The 17,609-nt window shown below is 39.3% G+C and carries 15 protein-coding genes; 6 read left to right on the top strand and 9 right to left on the bottom strand.

From position 1 onward, the window contains the following. Nucleotides 1-49: 49 nt before the first annotated feature. Together R2Q80_RS06805 and R2Q80_RS06800 are read right to left on the bottom strand one after the other, a co-directional pair. Entirely contained in the window at nucleotides 50-1,204 is a 1,155-nt protein-coding gene (locus R2Q80_RS06805; protein ID WP_316798877.1) for a TlpA disulfide reductase family protein, read from the bottom strand. Between the two features lie 69 nt (nucleotides 1,205-1,273). After that, on the bottom strand, nucleotides 1,274-2,455 hold the full coding sequence (locus R2Q80_RS06800; RefSeq protein ID WP_316798876.1) for a formimidoylglutamase: 1,182 nt from the start codon (nucleotides 2,453-2,455) through the stop codon (nucleotides 1,274-1,276). Between the two features lie 71 nt (nucleotides 2,456-2,526). On the opposite strand from R2Q80_RS06800, the gene R2Q80_RS06795 reads away from it, so the two are divergent. The 4 genes from R2Q80_RS06795 (at nucleotide 2,527) to R2Q80_RS06780 (ending at nucleotide 7,002) form a co-directional block, all read left to right on the top strand. Then, nucleotides 2,527-3,489, top strand: coding sequence for an NAD-dependent epimerase/dehydratase family protein (locus R2Q80_RS06795; RefSeq protein WP_316798875.1), 963 nt, complete (start codon nucleotides 2,527-2,529; stop codon nucleotides 3,487-3,489). Next, nucleotides 3,489-4,790: an HAD-IB family phosphatase gene (locus tag R2Q80_RS06790; protein WP_316798874.1), complete on the top strand. Its 1,302-nt coding sequence runs from the start codon at nucleotides 3,489-3,491 to the stop codon at nucleotides 4,788-4,790. The genes R2Q80_RS06795 and R2Q80_RS06790 overlap by 1 nt, the downstream gene beginning before the upstream one ends. A gap of 36 nt (nucleotides 4,791-4,826) precedes the next feature. Then, nucleotides 4,827-5,792 carry a tryptophan 2,3-dioxygenase family protein gene (locus tag R2Q80_RS06785; protein ID WP_316798873.1) on the top strand — a complete coding sequence of 322 codons (966 nt, stop codon included), beginning with the start codon at nucleotides 4,827-4,829 and terminating at the stop codon, nucleotides 5,790-5,792. Nucleotides 5,793-5,937: 145 nt separating this feature from the next. Then, a complete protein-coding gene (locus tag R2Q80_RS06780) occupies nucleotides 5,938-7,002 on the top strand; it encodes a branched-chain amino acid aminotransferase (RefSeq protein ID WP_316798872.1) in 1,065 nt (354 codons plus the stop codon). A gap of 74 nt (nucleotides 7,003-7,076) precedes the next feature. On the opposite strand, the gene R2Q80_RS06775 is transcribed toward R2Q80_RS06780, so the two are convergent. The 5 genes from R2Q80_RS06775 to R2Q80_RS06755 form a co-directional block, all read right to left on the bottom strand. Next, nucleotides 7,077-7,541, bottom strand: coding sequence for a DUF4920 domain-containing protein (locus R2Q80_RS06775; protein ID WP_316798871.1), 465 nt, complete (start codon nucleotides 7,539-7,541; stop codon nucleotides 7,077-7,079). 332 nt (nucleotides 7,542-7,873) lie between these two features. Further along, the gene (radA, locus tag R2Q80_RS06770) at nucleotides 7,874-9,250 is read right to left on the bottom strand and encodes a DNA repair protein RadA (RefSeq protein WP_316798870.1); all 1,377 of its coding nucleotides are present in this window, start codon (nucleotides 9,248-9,250) and stop codon (nucleotides 7,874-7,876) included. Nucleotides 9,251-9,416: 166 nt separating this feature from the next. Further along, nucleotides 9,417-10,967, bottom strand: coding sequence for an Rne/Rng family ribonuclease (locus R2Q80_RS06765; RefSeq protein WP_316798869.1), 1,551 nt, complete (start codon nucleotides 10,965-10,967; stop codon nucleotides 9,417-9,419). 284 nt (nucleotides 10,968-11,251) lie between these two features. After that, on the bottom strand, nucleotides 11,252-12,127 hold the full coding sequence (locus R2Q80_RS06760) for a tetratricopeptide repeat protein (RefSeq protein ID WP_316798868.1): 876 nt from the start codon (nucleotides 12,125-12,127) through the stop codon (nucleotides 11,252-11,254). A 9-nt stretch (nucleotides 12,128-12,136) separates the two neighbouring features. Then, nucleotides 12,137-12,439, bottom strand: a complete 303-nt coding sequence (locus tag R2Q80_RS06755) for an HU family DNA-binding protein (protein WP_010601128.1) — start codon at nucleotides 12,437-12,439, stop codon at nucleotides 12,137-12,139. 168 nt (nucleotides 12,440-12,607) lie between these two features. Here R2Q80_RS06755 and mutY point away from each other — a divergent pair, with 168 nt between their 5' ends. Together mutY and R2Q80_RS06745 are read left to right on the top strand one after the other, a co-directional pair. Then, entirely contained in the window at nucleotides 12,608-13,669 is a 1,062-nt protein-coding gene (mutY, locus tag R2Q80_RS06750) for an A/G-specific adenine glycosylase (RefSeq protein ID WP_316798867.1), read from the top strand. Between the two features lie 50 nt (nucleotides 13,670-13,719). Beyond that, nucleotides 13,720-14,160 (top strand): single-stranded DNA-binding protein, encoded by a 441-nt coding sequence (locus R2Q80_RS06745; protein WP_316798866.1) that lies wholly within the window; start codon nucleotides 13,720-13,722, stop codon nucleotides 14,158-14,160. A gap of 68 nt (nucleotides 14,161-14,228) precedes the next feature. Here the strand turns inward: R2Q80_RS06745 and glmS are convergent, their stop codons facing one another. Together glmS and R2Q80_RS06735 are read right to left on the bottom strand one after the other, a co-directional pair. Then, nucleotides 14,229-16,067, bottom strand: a complete 1,839-nt coding sequence (glmS, locus tag R2Q80_RS06740) for a glutamine--fructose-6-phosphate transaminase (isomerizing) (protein WP_316798865.1) — start codon at nucleotides 16,065-16,067, stop codon at nucleotides 14,229-14,231. Nucleotides 16,068-16,202: 135 nt separating this feature from the next. Next, nucleotides 16,203-17,600: a DUF4270 domain-containing protein gene (locus tag R2Q80_RS06735; protein WP_316798864.1), complete on the bottom strand. Its 1,398-nt coding sequence runs from the start codon at nucleotides 17,598-17,600 to the stop codon at nucleotides 16,203-16,205. Nucleotides 17,601-17,609: the final 9 nt, after the last annotated feature.

The following is a 17,609-nucleotide window of genomic DNA, read 5'->3' as shown; positions in this document are numbered from 1 at the left end:
GACTTATTTAAATATCTGTTCACCTGCGGCTTTGGTTTTTTGCGGTATTTTATTTCGACTTACTTCCCAGTAATTCCTGAAGTTTATCTTGTAAAGCCTGCTCTCTTAATCCTTTAGCAACGATTTTACCGGTTGGATCAATTAAAAAGTTCGCTGGAATTGAACGGATCCCATACATTTTTGCAACTTCATTGTTCCATCCGTTTAAGTCAGAAACATGTGTCCATGTTAACTGATCAGCTGCAATTGCTTTTTCCCACGCGGCTTTAGTTGTTCTGGTGTTGCCTCCATCTAATGAAACACCAAGAACTGTAAAACCTTTATCTTTAAATTTGTTATAGGCCACTACGACATTTGGATTTTCCTGACGGCATGGTCCACACCATGATGCCCAGAAGTCAACCAGCACGTATTTGCCTTTGAAATCAGATAATTTCACCGGTTTTCCAGCGGTATCTGTCTGTGTAAAGTCCATGGCCATTACGCCTACAGCTGTTTTTCTGCCTGCCTCGAACATTTGGGTAAGTTGCTTTCCAATGGTTGATGCTTTCAATTCGGGAGACAATGCCGTAAATGCTTTTTCTGCAGCAACGGCCTGGTCAGGATCGCTTGCTAACTGACTAATTGCCGAGAGGCTGATAAAAGATTTAGGATTGGCATTTGCATATTGCAGCAATAATGGTGGCATACCTTCAGCTGCTTTATCGTAACGCGCTCTTAAGCCATCCATGGTATCTTTGTTTTTTTTCTGCTCTGGAGTATACCCGGCATATTCAGCATTGATTGCTGCAAGCTGATCATTTACAGACTTCGTTAGGTTTTTTAACTTTTTCGAATCGTCATTTACCAGAGAGCCACTTATGGTTGCATTTTTTAAAGAATCGGCTGCGGCTAATTTAATGTTTCCAGGTTCAACGTACAGCGATAAACCATCTAATTTCTCGCCCTGTGCCGGGCGGTTAACGTAAGGGTTTTTGTTCAGGTATAAACTGCCTTGCGCAGGACTAAGCAGAGTTCCTTTGAATGCAAATGTGCCATTGGCAACGGTTGCTGAATCGGTTACATTCTTAGCGTCACCCTGATAAATAAGGTAAACTTTATCACCGGTTTTAAGACCCTTCACATCTCCGCTAAGGGTAAATGGTTTTTGAGCAATTGCTGCGAGTGGCAAAAGTGCAATCGCAGAAAATAATATTTTTTTCATGTTGGGGTTAGTTTAATCGGTTCAAAGATAGATATATTGTATGCCTAAAACGTAAATTGATATGTAAAATTATGATAGCTTTTGATAGGTTCTCCACCACAGATCGGGCATTTCACCATTAACGGCAGTCTGGTAATCATCATAGCGGCACGGCACTAAATGGTATCGTTCATTTTGCGATTGGCCTGAAGGGTAAGGTACCTGCATCCACCACCGGTCTGATTTTTTGCTTTTAACAAATACCATTTCGCCCGAACCATCCTTCAAACTCGTCCGGTAAATCATAAACTGTGATTTTGGTGTCAATGGGAAATCTTTCTTACGGGCATAAAATCCATCTACAAAATACCAAACCATTTGTGCCAGTAAAAAGGCGGTCTGACCGTTGTTATCATAGGCAGGATTGAATTCGTAAAAGCCAATAGATGTTAATTTATCATTCATCCCGGCATATCTGGAAATTCTGCAAGCTTCTTCTCCATCAAACCCGTTGGGTGTGGTATTGGAGTTTGCAGCTGCATCTGCCGAACGTATTGCACCCATATCAAAGCTAATCATGTTGGCATTGCGGATGATGGGCTCTGTTAAGGTGATGTCTTGTGCAAATTCACCAAGGCGGTGAACATCAAAATACAGTTTATCCATTACGCTCAAACTTTCCTGATTCACGAAATAAGTCTGATAACCAACATTACTATAGTTAAACAAGTAGTTCGGCTGGTGAAGGAAAATTTTATTCAGGTAACAATCCGAACGGGTTTCAATCCCTTCACGCTCGTCACCCCCTATATCAAACTGATTATCAATTACCACCAGGTCTACCTTTTGTTCCAGGTCCTCATAGCCCAGGTACTGCCCGTAAGTCAAATCCTGTCCTCCTCCAATAATAATCGGAACAATATCTCTCTTGATCAGTTCAGAAACAACCATTTTCATGGCTATGTAGGTGTCCGCAATGGTAGCACCATGTTTAATATTTCCTAAATCGGCAATGCGGCAATTGAAAGCTCCCTCATTGAGGCGGTAAAACTTCTCTCTGAAGTAGTCAGGACCTAATGCACAGCCCTCATTATTAACTGCACCCCGTCCATCCAATACGCCAATAATCGCTAAATCGTAGGTGTTTTCGTCAAAATCGGGAAATGATTCAGAATGGATGTGTGCTTTTAAACCAAGCTGACTGGTAAAAAAACCTTGTTTGGGTGTAAAACTATCAGGGTTTACTGGTGAAAAGAAATCCGTTAGCGACATATATTTAAAACTCTCGCCTCAAATATCTATTTTTGAATGCGTATTTCCACATATAGCTTGAAAAAAATAAAATGATACTGGTAACCGGAGGAACTGGATTTTTAGGGTCTGAATTGATTAAGCAGTTAACTGATAACGGTTCTGCCGTCCGGGCGCTAAAAAGGGTGAATTCTAAAGTTCCGGCTTTCATAGCCGAAAATCGGTTGGTAGAATGGGTTATTGCGGACATTAACGAACCTGCAGATCTGCAAACAGCATTTGAAGGCATAACGCAGGTTTATCACTGTGCGGCATTTGTTTCTTTGAGTCCAAAATTTAAAAAGCAACTTTTCCACGTCAACATAGAGGGTACTTCTAATATTGTTAATCTTTGCATTGACAATAACTGCCGGTTGCTTCATGTAAGTTCGGTTGCCGCATTGGGGCTGGCAAAGAAAGGCAGTAAAATCACTGAAAAAGACTTCTGGGAGTATGATTCAAAGGCGCATGCCTATGGCTTATCCAAATATGAGGGCGAAATGGAAGTATGGCGCGGAATTAACGAAGGGCTTGATGCTGTTATTGTTAATCCATCCGTTATCATCGGGAAAAATGCGGGTTATGAGGGAAGTGGTGCGATCTTTAAGCTTGTTAAAGATGGTTTTCCTTTCTATACCAATGGGGCATCGGGATTTGTAGATGTAGAAGACGTGGCCAGGGCAATGATTTTACTGATGAATGCTGAGATAAAAAATGAACGCTATATCATATCAGCAGGAGATATTCATTATAAAGACTTATTTGCGGCGATAGCCGATGGTTTTAGTGTTAATCCACCCAAGAAAGAAGCAAAGCCCTGGATGCTTGGCATTGCATGGAGGGCACTGAAATTAGGATCTTTTTTTACAGGAAGTGAACCATCAATAACTAAAGATACAGCAAAGAGCAGTATAACTTTTAGTTATTACAATAATAATAAAGTGATTGAGCAAACTGGAATTACATTTAAACCAGTTTTGCAAAGCATTAAGGAAATTACCCAATATTTAAAATAATGCCCAAACAAAAATCGTATTACATCATCGATTTCGACAGCACTTTTACGCAGGTAGAAGCGCTTGATGAACTCGCCAGAATCTCTTTAAAGAACCACCCGGAAAGAGAAGCCATCTATCAAAAAATTGAAGGTTATACCAACCTGGCTATGGAAGGTAAGCTGTCTTTTTCAGAAAGTTTAGCACAGCGTGTTAAACTCCTGGAGGCAAATGAAGCGCATCTGAAACAATTGATTAAGCATCTGAAGAAAAAAGTATCTACTTCTTTTTCGCGTAATGCTGATTTTTTTAAAAAACACAGCGATGATGTACTGATTGTTTCCGGTGGTTTCAAAGAATTTATTACTCCCGTTGTTAGCCAATACCACATTAAAAAGGAAAATATTTATGCCAATACCTTTGTTACTACAGGTGATGGAAATATCATCGACTATGATCATGCTAACCCATTGAGCGAGGAAGGCGGCAAAGTAAAATTGCTCCAGCATCTTCAATTGGAAGGAGAACTTTTTGGTATAGGCGACGGATACTCAGATTTTCAGTTGAGGGAAAGCGGCTTGATTAATAAGTTTTTTGCGTTTACTGAAAATATTTCGAGAGAAAGCATAGTTGCGAAAGCTGATCACGTTACACCAAGTTTTGACGAGTTTTTGTATGTAAATGATCTTCCCCGGGCTATATCGTATCCAAAGAACAGAATATTATGTCTGGTAATTGGGGATGTGGATCAAAGGAGTCTGGCAATTCTTAAAAATGATGGATTTTCTATCAGGCATAAAACTTCGTTTGAAGACAAATACATAAAAGATGTGGGCATGATTCTCTACGCAGATGGAGAAAACATGGACAGCGAAAAACTTAAGGATGCCGCAAAACTTAAAACGATCGGTTATCTGGGCAATTCGAAAAATAAAATTGACCTGGATCTTTGTACCAGACAAGGGATCGTGGTTTTTGACGATCCAAAGCATAATCCCCGTAATTTCGATTTTATTCCAAAGCGTGTGGCTGATTTTATGAATACGGGGGCTACTTACCTGAGCACCAATTTTCCTAATCTTCAACTTCCTAAAATCGACAAGTCTCACCGTTTAATCCATATCCATAAAAATGTTCCGGGAATCATGGCAAAAATTAATACTGTTTTTGCCAAACATGACATTAACATCGTAAGTCAGTTTTTGATGACTAATCCGGAAATCGGATATGCCATTACCGACATTAATACGGAATACGACAAACAGTTATTTAAGTCGCTGAAAAAAATTGAACATACCATAAAGTTCAGGGTGCTGTATTAGAAGCAAATGACCCTGAATAAATATTTAATGATTTAAATGGATTTTACACCAGAAATTTTAAACAAATTAAACCAGCTGCAGGAAAAATACACCGCTATGGGGCAGGATATGGCTTCATACCTTGATGGATTGCTTTATGCAGATTTTCTTACTTACTGGGACTACATTCATCTTGATACCTTGTTGAGTCTTCAGAGTCCTAAAACCCCTATTCCTGATGAAGAAATTTTTATCATGTATCATCAGATTACCGAACTCTATTTTAAATTAGCATTACATGAGTTCAAACAGATTGCAGAACATAAAAATTTAACAGCAGAGTTTTTTACAGCGAGGGTTAAGCGGATCAACTCCTATTTCAATGCGCTGACGACTTCTTTTGAGGTGATGGTTGATGGCATGGAGAAAGAACAGTTTTTAAAATTCAGAATGTCTCTGTTACCTGCAAGCGGCTTTCAATCCGGGCAGTATCGAATGATTGAGATATGCGCCACAGATTTCATTCGCCTGGTGGATAAAAGCAAACGGGAGGATTTAAAAAACGCGACTATTGATGAGCAGTTTGAACATATTTACTGGAAGTTTGGCGCTACAGAACTGGCCTCAGGCAAGCAAACGTTAACCTTAAAGCAGTTTATTAAAAAATATGCTGCTCAATTTTTGCAGCTGGCAAAGGAAAGAACAGGAACTAATTTCTCAGCACTTTATCATAAACTCGAGTCGGACGGTGAAGATGTTTCAGCACTTGCAGAAGAACTGCGAAAACTTGATTTATATGTTAATGTTGAATGGCCTTTATCACATTATAAATCGGCTGTTCGTTACCTGGAAAAAGATCCTGTAGATGTAGCTGCAACCGGAGGGACAAACTGGCAAAAATATTTGCCTCCGCGTTTTCAAAAGAGGATCTTTTATCCGTTTTTATGGACAAACGAGCAGATGGAAGAGTGGGGAAAAGGTTGGGTGCTTAGTGTACTCAAAACACTCAAAAACAAAGACTAATAATTAAATAAAGCTATTAAAAGCGCATCATTTTTATTAATTTGCGCAAAATAATTATTGACAGCATTAGTGAGGTATTGAGCTGTTGAGTGTGATCATTTACACTTATTCATCCTGTTATTCACTCATTCAAAATTTCTATATCATGACCGAGACCCTAGATATAAAAATCACAAAAGCCGATCAAACCCGATTGACTGTTACTGATTTTTCTCAATTACCCTTTGGTAAAGTTTTTACCGACCACATGTTTACCGCCGATTTTGAAGATGGCGAATGGAAAAATCTACAAATTCTTCCTTATGGTCCCATTCCAATGAGTCCGGCGATATCTGCATTGCACTATGGTCAGGCAATTTTCGAAGGATTAAAAGCCTACCGTCAGCCCGATGGGAAAATTAGTGTATTCCGTGCAAATAAGAACTTCGAAAGATTTAATAAATCTGCACAAAGAATGTCGATGGCAACTGTGCCGGAAGAAATCTTCATGCAAGGTTTAGCTGCTTTAATCAATGTAGACGAGAAATGGGTGCCGGATCAGGAGGATTATGCTTTATACATCCGTCCTGTAATGTTCGCTACCGATCCCTATCTTGGAGTGAAGGCTTCCGATACCTATAAATTTGCGCTGTTGACTACGCCTACCGGTCCTTATTACAGTTCTGCGTTGAAAGTTAAAATTGAAACCGAGTATACCCGTGCAGATGATGGTGGTGTTGGCTTCGCGAAAACAGCAGGAAACTATGCACGTTCATTATACCCTTTTGAGCAGGCGAAAAAAGAAGGTTTTGATCAGTTGATTTGGACGGATTCGGTCGCGCATGAATATATTGAGGAAGCTGGAACCGCAAATTTAATTTTTGTGATCAATGGCAAGTTGGTTACACCGTCGGTTCGGAGTACTGTTTTAGACGGTGTAACCCGCGACACGATTATTCAATTGGCTAAACGAGATGGTATAGAGGTGGAGGAGCGCAGAGTTTCTGTTAAAGAAATCATTGAGGGTATTGAGAATGGCAGTTTAACTGAGGCTTTTGCTGCGGGTACTGCCGCAACAGTAACTCACGTTGGCCAAATTGGTTACAAAGGTGAGGTTTATCAATTAACAGACCCTTCAACAAGACACATATCAAATGGCATTGCTAAAAAACTTAATGACATCCGTTACGGACTAGTTCCGGATGAATTCCGCTGGAACTGGGTCTTATAGAGGACTTACCATTTACAAAATAATGCCCCAGACTTTTTAAGCATGGGGCATTTTTATTTGCTTAAAATATTCCGTTATTTATCAAGGATCACTACGCCTTTTGCTTCAAATGCAAGTTCTTTTTTAGGGTCGGTAATTTTCGCTACCTCTTCCGGAGTCTTTTTTGCATCCTCTGCGTAATGACGTAAGGTTTCTACAGATATCGTTTGTTTCTTTGCAATTCCATCCAAAACTACTTTCTTACCAACGATATCCATCGGCATAAAAAAAGCGTAGTCTTTGAAGGTAACGCGCATTGGATCGCCATTCGGCATCTCCAGGGCCATCCAGCATCCTTTCTTTTTACAAACGTCGACAACCTTTCCCTCAATTTTCATGTCAACAGCTTTCTTCTCGCCCATTGCTGCTTCCATTTTAGCAGCAGGCTTCACCTCTCCGGGTTTCACTTCTTCACCAAATTTCTGGCCGGTATATGCAGTTTGGGAAAAGCCCAGGGCTGCTAACAAGCAAAAGCTTAAACTTAGAATGATCTTTTTCATGGTTCGATGTATTTTCCTGTTATTTCTCTATTTCAAAGTTATTTAAAATTTATCTTAATATTAAATACAAAAAAAATCCCCGCTAGCGATCGCTAACGGGGAAAATCATCCCTATTGTTGCCATCACATCCCATGATGCGCGAACATAATACATTAGGCAAATGCCAATCCAGTTTTTTATAATTTACCTAATTGTAATATAATGTATTGATAAACAGTTGTTTAATGTTTTTAACGGAAGACATGCCAAAGAAAAATTCAATATTTATTGTGGAATTATTTAGATTCTAATGAAAAATAGGTGAAAAATTTCCCCATATTCCCCACTTATTCTATCCGAAAATCATTTCAAACACTTCCTCTATTTTGCTCACCGCTTTAATCTCGAGATTGTATTTAGAAAAATCTATTCCTTTTAAATTATACTTTGAAATATAAATGGTTTCGAAGCCCAATTTATCAGCTTCTGCTATCCGCTGTTCTATTCTATTCACAGCTCTTATTTCACCCGATAGTCCAACTTCCGCAGCAAAGCAGTTTTTCGAGGAAATTGGAATGTCCTGATGGGAGGATATGATGGCAATTAATACTGCCATATCAATTGCCGGGTCTCCCACTCTTATACCACCTGCAATGTTGAGAAAAACATCCTGAGTACTTAGTCTGAACCCGCAACGCTTTTCCAGCACCGCGAGAAGCATATTCATTCTTTTAGTATCGAATCCGGTTGCTGATCGTTGTGGTGTGCCATACGCCGCGGCACTTACCAACGCCTGTGTTTCAATTAACATGGGCCTAGCACCTTCGAGCATTGCTGAAACAGCAATGCCACTGAGCTCTTCATCCCTTTGCGAAAGTAAGATCTCCGACGGGTTTGATACCTCCCTCAACCCACTTCCCTGCATCTCGTAAATACCCAGTTCGGCAGCTGCTCCGAACCGGTTCTTCACTGAGCGTAGAATGCGGTAAACATGATGCCTGTCGCCTTCAAATTGCAATACGGTATCAGCCATATGCTCCAGTATCTTTGGGCCTGCTATGGCGCCATCTTTCGTGATATGCCCAATTAGAAAAACCGGAACACCAGTTTCTTTGGCAAACCTCAGCAATTCGGCAGTACATTCCCGTACCTGCGATACACTGCCTGGCGTGGAATCGATATGTGAGGAGTGCAAGGTTTGGATCGAATCAACAACCAGTATTTCCGGCTCTAGTATTTCGATTTGTTTGAAGATATTTTGGGTAGAGGTTTCGGTTAATATATAGCAGTCTGAAGAAGGACTTTCTTTAATCCGCTCTGCCCTCATTTTTATCTGTTGCTCACTCTCTTCACCTGAGATGTACAGTAATTTTTTACCTTTCAGATTTAGTGCCAGCTGAAGCATAAGTGTAGATTTACCAATGCCTGGCTCACCTCCGATCAAAACCAGTGAACCTTCTACTAATCCACCGCCCAGGACGCGGTCTAATTCTTTATCGCCCGTTAATATTCTGCGCTCTACGGATGATTTTATCTCATCTACTCTACTGGGTTTACTTACCTTTCTGGTAGTTGATTCTGTTTTCCATGCCGGAACAGCAGCAGAATTTTTTTCTACAATCTCTTCTACAAAGGTATTCCACTGTCCGCATGACGGGCATTTACCTAGCCATTTTGCCGACTCATAGCCACAACTCTGGCAGAAATATGCTGTTTTTGATTTTGCCAATTGAATATTGATTTAGACTACGAATTTAAGCTTTCAGGGTTGAAACTGTTTTTATTTTTTTGAACAATAAACCTCTTCTCCCAGATCAGGTTGCATATAGTAAGCAAGTTATTTAACAAAAAAGCCCGAATCTAATGATTCAGGCTTTTTGATAATTTACTTTGAATTACAGTTTAATCTCCTCGTCTTTTGATGAAATAAAATGAAACTCATTTAAATAATATGATGATTGTGCTTTAACTTTAATCCATTGGCCATATTTAAAGAACCAACGGCGTTGTAAGTTAAAAATACCTTTTGTAATATAAGCTTCAATGTAAGGGTGAACACAAAGTGTTATTCCTTTTTCATTTTGCTCACGTAAAATATAATTAAGGTTATTCTCAATATCATCCATTAAAACGATACTCGCTTTAATTTCTCCGGTCCCATCGCAGGCCGGACATTTCTCTACCGTTACAATATTCATCTCCGGACGAACACGTTGTCTGGTGATTTGCACTAAACCAAATTTACTCGGTGGTAAAATGGTATGTTTTGCTCTATCCAAAAGCATCAGCTCACGCAAATGATCGAATAGTAATTTACGGTTTGTTGGCTTATGCATATCGATAAAATCGATTACCACAATGCCGCCCATATCACGCAAGCGTAATTGCCGGGCAATTTCTTTTGCCGCCTCTTTATTTACCTGTAAAGCGTTCTCTTCCTGATTCTCTTTACTGGCCGTGCGGTTTCCACTATTTACGTCTATTACGTGTAGTGCTTCGGTGTGTTCTACCACCAGATAGGCACCCCCGGGTAAGTTTACAGTTTTTCCGAAAGCATTTTTAATTTGCTTTTCTATGCCAAAATGGTCGAAGATAGGTTCCTTTTGCTTATAAAGCTTAACGATTTTTTCCATTTCCGGAGAAATATCGTGTACATAAGAACGTATATCGTCGTACAATTCCGGTGTACTCACGTAAACGTTTGTGAAATCAGGATTCAGAATATCACGAATTAACGTAGATGATCTGTCCATTTCGCCCCAAACTCGCTTTGAGGGTTCGGCTGTAGGTAGCTTCTTGATAAAGCTTTCCCATTTTGCAATCAGATCAAGCAGATCTTTTTGCATTTCGGCAACTCCTCTGCCTTCAGAAACCGTTCTGATAATTACCCCAAAATTTTGAGGCTTAATACTTTCGATAATCTTTTTTAAACGATTACGTTCAGTATTACTTTTTATTTTCTTTGATATGGATATGGTATTGGAGAATGGCACCAATACCACATACCTGCCGGCGATTGATAGGTCGGAACTTAAACGAGGCCCTTTAGTAGAAATTGGCTCTTTGGCAATTTGTACTGGAATGAGCATGTTTTTGGCAAGCACTTCAGAAATTTTGCCAGCCTTGTTAATATCGGCTTCCAGCTTTAAATTATCTAATAGTGTACCAGTTACCGAACCATTACGCTTAATCTTCGTCAGCTTAATTAAAGATTGCACCTGAGGGCCCAAATCGAAATAATGCAGGAATGCATCTTTTTCATAACCAACATCCACAAACGCAGCATTCAAACCTGGCATAATTTTCTTTATGCGGCCTAAATAAATGTCGCCTACGGCGTAATTGTTATTTATTTGTTCTTTATGAAGCTCAACAAGTTGCTTGTCTTCAACTAAAGCTATGGTAACTCCGGCAGGAGTCGAATTGATCATTAATTCTTTTACCAACAGCTACAGATTTAAGGCTTCCGCCTGTTAACAAATGGATCGTAAAATTGAAAAACTGATATTGCCCCAGGTATAAGCACGAATGGAAATTCGTATAAATACTTTAAACCTCATAGTATCGACTATGAGGTTTAGAAGGGTTTTATCAAAATAAGAAATTATTTTTTCTTATGTCTGTTTTTTCTTAGGCGTTTTTTACGTTTGTGGGTAGCCATTTTATGTCTTTTTCTTTTTTTACCGCTTGGCATAGTTTTAAGTTTTAAATGTTTTTATTAATCTGTTTATTAAATTTTATTTTTTAGTTCAGCCACTTTCTTATCGATAAATGATGATAAGGTTGGGTTAGCCGCTAACTTTTTGCTGTTTAAATAAGCTTCAACTGCTTCTTTGTTTTTGCCTAAATTTTCGAGGGCTGTGCCCAGGTAAAAGTAAGCTTCAGGCGTTGGAGATTGAGCAATAACCGTTTTGAAGCGTGGAATTGCTTTGTCAAACTGACCTGATTTAATAGAGAATAAACCCAGGTTCATATTAGCTTTAACATTTTTAGGTTCTTTCGCAACAACCTCAAGTAACATTGCAATTCCCTGCATTGGTGCCCCTAAGCCATTAACAATCGTTACTCCTAATCCTGTTTTAGCCTCAATATTTGTTGAATCTTTCTCTAATGCATTTTTGTAAGATGTATTGGCTTTTTGCAATAATGCAGGTTGTGCCAGGCTATCTTGCGTACTTTCAAAGGCTTTTATAAATTGATTACCTGCAGCCAACCATGTTTTTGTTGATGGTTCGTTTTCCGCAACAACCTCTAAATAAAGTGCCGATGGGGTAATTTGCTCTACATCATCCCACTTCTGGGCCAGCTGTTTTGCAAGGTCGGTTTTTTCTGTACCCGAAGCACCTTTATAACTATTCTCTAAGGCAGTAATATCTGTAGCTAAATTTTTGTTAAGTACATTTTTTGCTGCTGTAGATGAAGTTTCGATACTTAAAGCTGAAGGACTTGCAGCACCTGCATCTGATACCTGACCAGTTGAGGGCATTTTGCCATTTTCTTCAGTTGGTTTTACTAAACCTTTAATGTCTCTTGTGAATAGGAAAGCAATCAACAATACAACCGCTCCAATGATGATGATTTGTTTTGATCTGATGCTGCTATTCATAATGACGACTTAAGCTTCTACGCTGATTTTTTTTGAGTTACTTTTAACTTTGTCAACGAATACTTTTGCTGGTTTAAAGCTAGGTACGAAATGTTCTGGGATAATTATTGCAGTGTTTTTCGAGATATTTCTGGCAGTTTTCTGCGCTCTCTTTTTAACAACAAAGCTTCCGAAGCCTCTAACGTATACATTTTCACCGCCAATCATGCTAGTTTTGATAACTTTGAAGAATGCCTCAACTGTTTCCTGTACATCAACCTTCTCAATTCCGGTTTTTGTTGATATTTCTGAAATAATATCTGCCTTAGTCATATTTACTTATTTATATATATTGTGTTTTAATATTATAACTGTTTTGGGGTTGCAAAAGTATTGCTTTTTAATGAGATAGGAAAATAAAAGATGATTTTTTTATCATGGTGCTCATCATCCAATTGCAAGTTTTTTTTTAAACCAATAATTACACCGTAATTTGCAGCAATGACATTCCAACTAGAACTGATAAAGTGGTATCAAAATAATAAAAGGGATTTGCCATGGAGGCACACAAATGATGCATATACCATCTGGTTATCAGAGATTATACTTCAGCAAACAAGGGTTGAACAGGGTATGCCTTACTTCAATAAATTTCTTCAGAACTTCCCGACTGTAGCCGACTTTGCAGGTGCAGAAGAGGCCAGGGTTTTAAAACTCTGGCAAGGATTGGGCTACTATTCAAGAGGTCGGAATATGCATGCAACTGCCAAAATTGTAATGCAGAATTATCAGGGAATCTTCCCAAACCAGCATGATGAGCTCTTAAAACTGAAAGGGATTGGTGAGTATACAGCTGCAGCTATCTCGTCTTTTTCGTCTGGCGAGCCCCGGGCTGTGGTAGATGGAAACGTTTTTAGAGTGCTTTCAAGATACTTTGGTATTGATACCCCTATTAATTCTCCGGCAGGTAAGAAGACCTTTTTCATGCTGGCAAATGAGCTGCTTTATCAGGAAGATCCTGCACTTTATAATCAGGCAATAATGGAATTCGGGGCATTGCAATGCAAGCCGAAATCGCCAAACTGTAGCGTATGTCCGGTTAATTTATCGTGTTACGCATTCAGTCATCATACCGTTAATCAGTTACCTGTTAAAATTAAAAAGGCAGCTCCGAAGCATAGGTTCATGAGCTACTTTATTTGTCAGCATGATGATAAAATACTGGTACGCGAACGACAAGCAGGAGATGTGTGGCAGCATTTATACGATTTTCCAAGTATCGATACCAAAGAGCCTCAACTTATTTCTGACATTAGTTTCCTTGATAGGGTCAGTGCAATGTTCGGCAGCCATGCTGAATATACTCTTTTGACAACTAAAAAACATGTTTTGACTCACCAAATAATCCATATACAATTTTTTGCATTAAAAAATTATATATTTAACTTTAATAAACAAAAGGAACTTAATTGGGTTTCTTTAAGGAAGCTAGATGAGTTGCCGCAACCGAAAGTTATTCATGATTTTGTGCAGGAATACTTCTACGGAAAAAAGTTGGAATAACTAACCATCTTTAGCGGAAAAGGGTAAAAAAACAACTAACCAAAATATTTATGTCGGGCATTAACAAAGTTATTTTAGTAGGCCATTTGGGTAAAGACCCAGAGGTACGTCATTTAGAAGGAGGCGTAACAGTAGCAAGTTTTCCATTAGCTACTTCTGAAACTTACAATAAAGATGGTAAAAGAGTAGAACAAACAGAGTGGCATAACATCGTGCTTTGGCGCGGTCTGGCTGAAGTAGCTTCTAAGTATTTACAAAAGGGTAAACTGGTTTACATAGAAGGAAAGTTAAGAACCCGGTCTTTTGAAGACAAAGAAAAAGTGAAAAAATATGTAACTGAAATTGTTGCAGAAAATTTTACCATGCTGGGAAGGAAAAGTGATTTCGAACAAAGTCCTGTAACTGCAGCTCTTCCTCAAAACACTGAACCTAAAATACAGGATGAATTTACGATTGGTCCATCTGATGAGAACGGGGATCTTCCATTCTAAAATTTAATCTATATAGAAAAAGCTACCTGAATATTCTTCAGGTAGCTTTTTTTATGGTCTTTCATTTATTATTCAACAGTAACCGATTTCGCGAGGTTTCTTGGCTGATCAACATTGCATCCCCTCATTACAGCGATGTGATACGATAACAACTGCAGTGGGATGGTTGCTAACAAAGGTAAAAATGCTTCATCTGAATCCGGTATTTCTATGCAATAGTCTGCCATTTTCTTTACTTCTGTATCACCCTGTGTAACAATTGCAATCACCTTACCTTTCCTGGCTTTAACTTCCTGTATGTTGCTGATAACTTTTTCATATGAGGAGTTTTGTGTGGCAATAAATACCACAGGCATTTCCTCATCAATAAGCGCAATAGGGCCATGTTTCATTTCGGCTGCCGGATAGCCCTCTGCATGGATATAGGAGATCTCCTTAAGCTTTAAGGCTCCTTCAAGTGCAACCGGAAAACCGCTGCCTCTGCCTAAAAATAAGCAGTTTCTGGAGTCCTTTATTTTTTCTGCAACTTCTTTGATCAAGTCATTTGATTCCAGGGCGATTTGAATCTTATCAGGAATATTGTCCAGCTCCGTTAATAGTTCAATCAACTTGGATGTGGTAATGGTTCCTTTTTTCTGTGCCATGTAAAATGCCATCAGTGTAAGTACTGTTACCTGAGCAGTAAAAGCTTTGGTAGACGCTACACCGATTTCGGGGCCTGCATGGGTATATACACCGGCGTGTGTTAAGCGTGGAATAGATGCACCTGCCACATTACAGATTCCGAAGATAGTTGCACCACGTTCTTTTGCCATTTCAATCGCTGCCATGGTATCAGCCGTTTCTCCGGATTGGGAGATAGCTATAACAACGTCTTTCTCTGTAATAATAGGGTTACGATACCTGAACTCAGAAGCATATTCTACCTCAACCGGAATCCGGGCATACTCTTCAATTAAGTATTCGCCTACTAAACCGGCATGCCACGATGTTCCGCATGCTACGATGATGATCCTGTCGATATTTTTAAGCTTCTCTGAGAATTCCTTAATACCACCCAGTTGAACGTAACCCTCTTCAGGATAGATACGTCCTCTCATGCAGTCTTTAATTGATCTGGGTTGCTCGTAAATCTCTTTTAGCATGAAATGATCAAAGCCACCTTTCTCCAGCATTTCCAGCTGTAGCTGCAGTTCCTGTACAAATGGGGTTTGCACCACGTTATCTAAGCGCTTAACCAACAAATCGTCTTTCGTAATCAAAGCGATTTCATTATCATTAAGATAGATTACATTTTTAGTATATTCAATGATAGGTGTTGCATCTGATGCAATAAAATATTCACCTTGGCCTACACCAATCACCATCGGACTACCTTTACGCGCAGCGATCAGGCGATCAGGATTACTCTTATCCATGATTACAATGGCATAAGCACCAATTACTTCGTGTAATGCTAAACGTACTGCTTCCAGCAGGTCAATGTGCTCAATCTTTTGTATCTCCTCAATTAAGTGTACGAGTACTTCAGTGTCTGTATCACTATTAAAAGTGTGTCCACGTCTGCTAAGCTCCTCTTTCAGCGTAGCATAGTTTTCAATAATTCCATTATGAATGATGGATAGCTGCCCGTTGTTTGACGTGTGGGGATGTGAATTCCTGTCGGATGGGACACCATGTGTAGCCCAGCGGGTATGCCCCATTCCAATGGTACCGGATTTATCATGGTTTTCTGCAAATTCTTCCAATACGGCAACTTTGCCAGCTTTTTTATAAATATGCTGACCGCTGTTGTTCATCAATGCGATACCTGCACTATCATAACCCCGGTACTCTAGTCTTTTAAGGCCTTTTAATACAATTGGCCAAGCCTCTCTATAGCCAATATAGCCTACTATTCCACACATAATGTTTTAAAATTTTAATTGTGTAAACATACTAAAACAAACGTTTGACTTAAATGAATTTTCCATGAAAATTATCTGTAAAAAAAAGCCAGCATATCGGGGATACGCTGGCTTTTGGAATGCTAATTTTAAGTCCTAATTTATTTTCGTGTAATAAATGTTCAGCTTAATTTTGTTCGTTGTATTAGTTTTGGCTCCGATAATTGCTCTCTCTGCTGAAGTGGCGGTGGGAGTAGTTTCGAATAAGGTATAAGATGTTGGTGCCAGAAAGGTGCCATTATCCTCAATTGTTCCATCAATTAATGTTTGCACGTAATTGGTTACGTTAAAAATATACCTGTTGTTAATGGAATCGAAATAACCACCAAACAAAGCCGGTGTACTATTGGCAACGTAACTTGTATAGTCTGAAATATTAGCCGGTTGTTCGGCAAGGTCCCATCTGTATAAGGATAACCTTTGTGCAGCCAGGAAAGGATAAACTGAAGTTCCGCTACCCAGCTCAATAATCAGATCAGCTTTGTTTACCACTGATTTTCCATATGTACTGTTGAACTTAGCCAGATCAGGGAATTTAATTTTTGTTTTAACACCTACCAATCCTTGAAGATAGGTAGTTTGATAATCAGCTGTTGGGGCTAATAGTTGAGTTTGAACAGGTGTTCCGGTATAGTCATGACTAATCGTAGCAGTAATCGGTAAAGCCGTCGAACTGGTTCCGATAGGGAAGTTAACAGATGTAGTATCAATGCCGCTTGAAGTGTTGGTATGCTTATATACCAATTGCAAATAAGAAGTGCTGCTTGAAAAGTCAATGAACGCGATTCCTCCGGTACCACTGGACGTCGTTTTGTTGATCTGCGCATATAACCCTTTGAAAATGTTAGCAAACTTGGCGTTGGTAGTGAAGTTGGTTATCGCCAGGTTCATGATCTGTTGTTGTATAAAAGCCTTATTCAACGGGATCCTCAGCTGCGCAGGCATCGTTTTAACCGTGTCTGCAGCAGCAGTAACAATGTCATAAACTTTTACCGGGGTATTGGGGTTTATTTTACCTCTGAAATTTCCCAGCAGCTGGCTGTTGTGCGCCTGCACGTCAGAGTTTTTATATCTGGTGATATTATTCGTTAACTGATAAATGTCAACACTGTAAATTGAACTGGTGGTGTCACCGTAGAATTTAGTTACTGCATCGGTAGTTGGAAGGCTTAACACCAATACCGCAGAATCAAGAGTTGGAGAGGTTCCGAAATCCTGAGTAAGGCTAGTTGGTGGCGCAACTGTCATCGCAATGCTGGCTTCAGTTTTACCAAAAACAGGATCAGTAATGTAGCCTATAGGGTAGCGGGCAAGTGCAATTGTACTGATATCTGCTTCTTTAACGATTTGCGTGGTCACGTTAGATACAACCAGATTGCCGGTGATGGCCGTGTTCGAATCAATGTCTAAACCAACGCCATCGGGATTCTTACACGATGCAAAAAGAAAAAGACTTATCAACAGGGTTAATAAGTCTTGTTTTGTAAATTTCATATTTAAAAT

It is taken from the genome of Pedobacter frigidisoli (assembly GCF_032678525.1).
In the GTDB taxonomy this organism is placed as follows: Bacteria; Bacteroidota; Bacteroidia; order Sphingobacteriales; family Sphingobacteriaceae; genus Pedobacter; species Pedobacter frigidisoli_A.
Note: the sequence above shows the minus strand (reverse complement) of the source record. Positions and strands in the feature narration are given on the sequence as shown.

Excerpts from the sequence above, each read along its gene's own strand:
- mutY (WP_316798867.1), top strand. The coding sequence starts at position 12,608 with ATGACATTCCAACTAGAACTGATAAAGTGGTATCAAAATAATAAAAGG.
- R2Q80_RS06795 (WP_316798875.1), top strand. The coding sequence starts at position 2,527 with ATGATACTGGTAACCGGAGGAACTGGATTTTTAGGGTCTGAATTGATT.
- R2Q80_RS06735 (WP_316798864.1), bottom strand. The coding sequence starts at position 17,600 with ATGAAATTTACAAAACAAGACTTATTAACCCTGTTGATAAGTCTTTTT.
- R2Q80_RS06780 (WP_316798872.1), top strand. The coding sequence starts at position 5,938 with ATGACCGAGACCCTAGATATAAAAATCACAAAAGCCGATCAAACCCGA.
- R2Q80_RS06760 (WP_316798868.1), bottom strand. The coding sequence starts at position 12,127 with ATGAATAGCAGCATCAGATCAAAACAAATCATCATCATTGGAGCGGTT.
- R2Q80_RS06775 (WP_316798871.1), bottom strand. The coding sequence starts at position 7,541 with ATGAAAAAGATCATTCTAAGTTTAAGCTTTTGCTTGTTAGCAGCCCTG.
- R2Q80_RS06800 (WP_316798876.1), bottom strand. The coding sequence starts at position 2,455 with ATGTCGCTAACGGATTTCTTTTCACCAGTAAACCCTGATAGTTTTACA.
- R2Q80_RS06805 (WP_316798877.1), bottom strand. The coding sequence starts at position 1,204 with ATGAAAAAAATATTATTTTCTGCGATTGCACTTTTGCCACTCGCAGCA.
- R2Q80_RS06785 (WP_316798873.1), top strand. The coding sequence starts at position 4,827 with ATGGATTTTACACCAGAAATTTTAAACAAATTAAACCAGCTGCAGGAA.
- R2Q80_RS06745 (WP_316798866.1), top strand. The coding sequence starts at position 13,720 with ATGTCGGGCATTAACAAAGTTATTTTAGTAGGCCATTTGGGTAAAGAC.
- R2Q80_RS06790 (WP_316798874.1), top strand. The coding sequence starts at position 3,489 with ATGCCCAAACAAAAATCGTATTACATCATCGATTTCGACAGCACTTTT.
- glmS (WP_316798865.1), bottom strand. The coding sequence starts at position 16,067 with ATGTGTGGAATAGTAGGCTATATTGGCTATAGAGAGGCTTGGCCAATT.
- R2Q80_RS06755 (WP_010601128.1), bottom strand. The coding sequence starts at position 12,439 with ATGACTAAGGCAGATATTATTTCAGAAATATCAACAAAAACCGGAATT.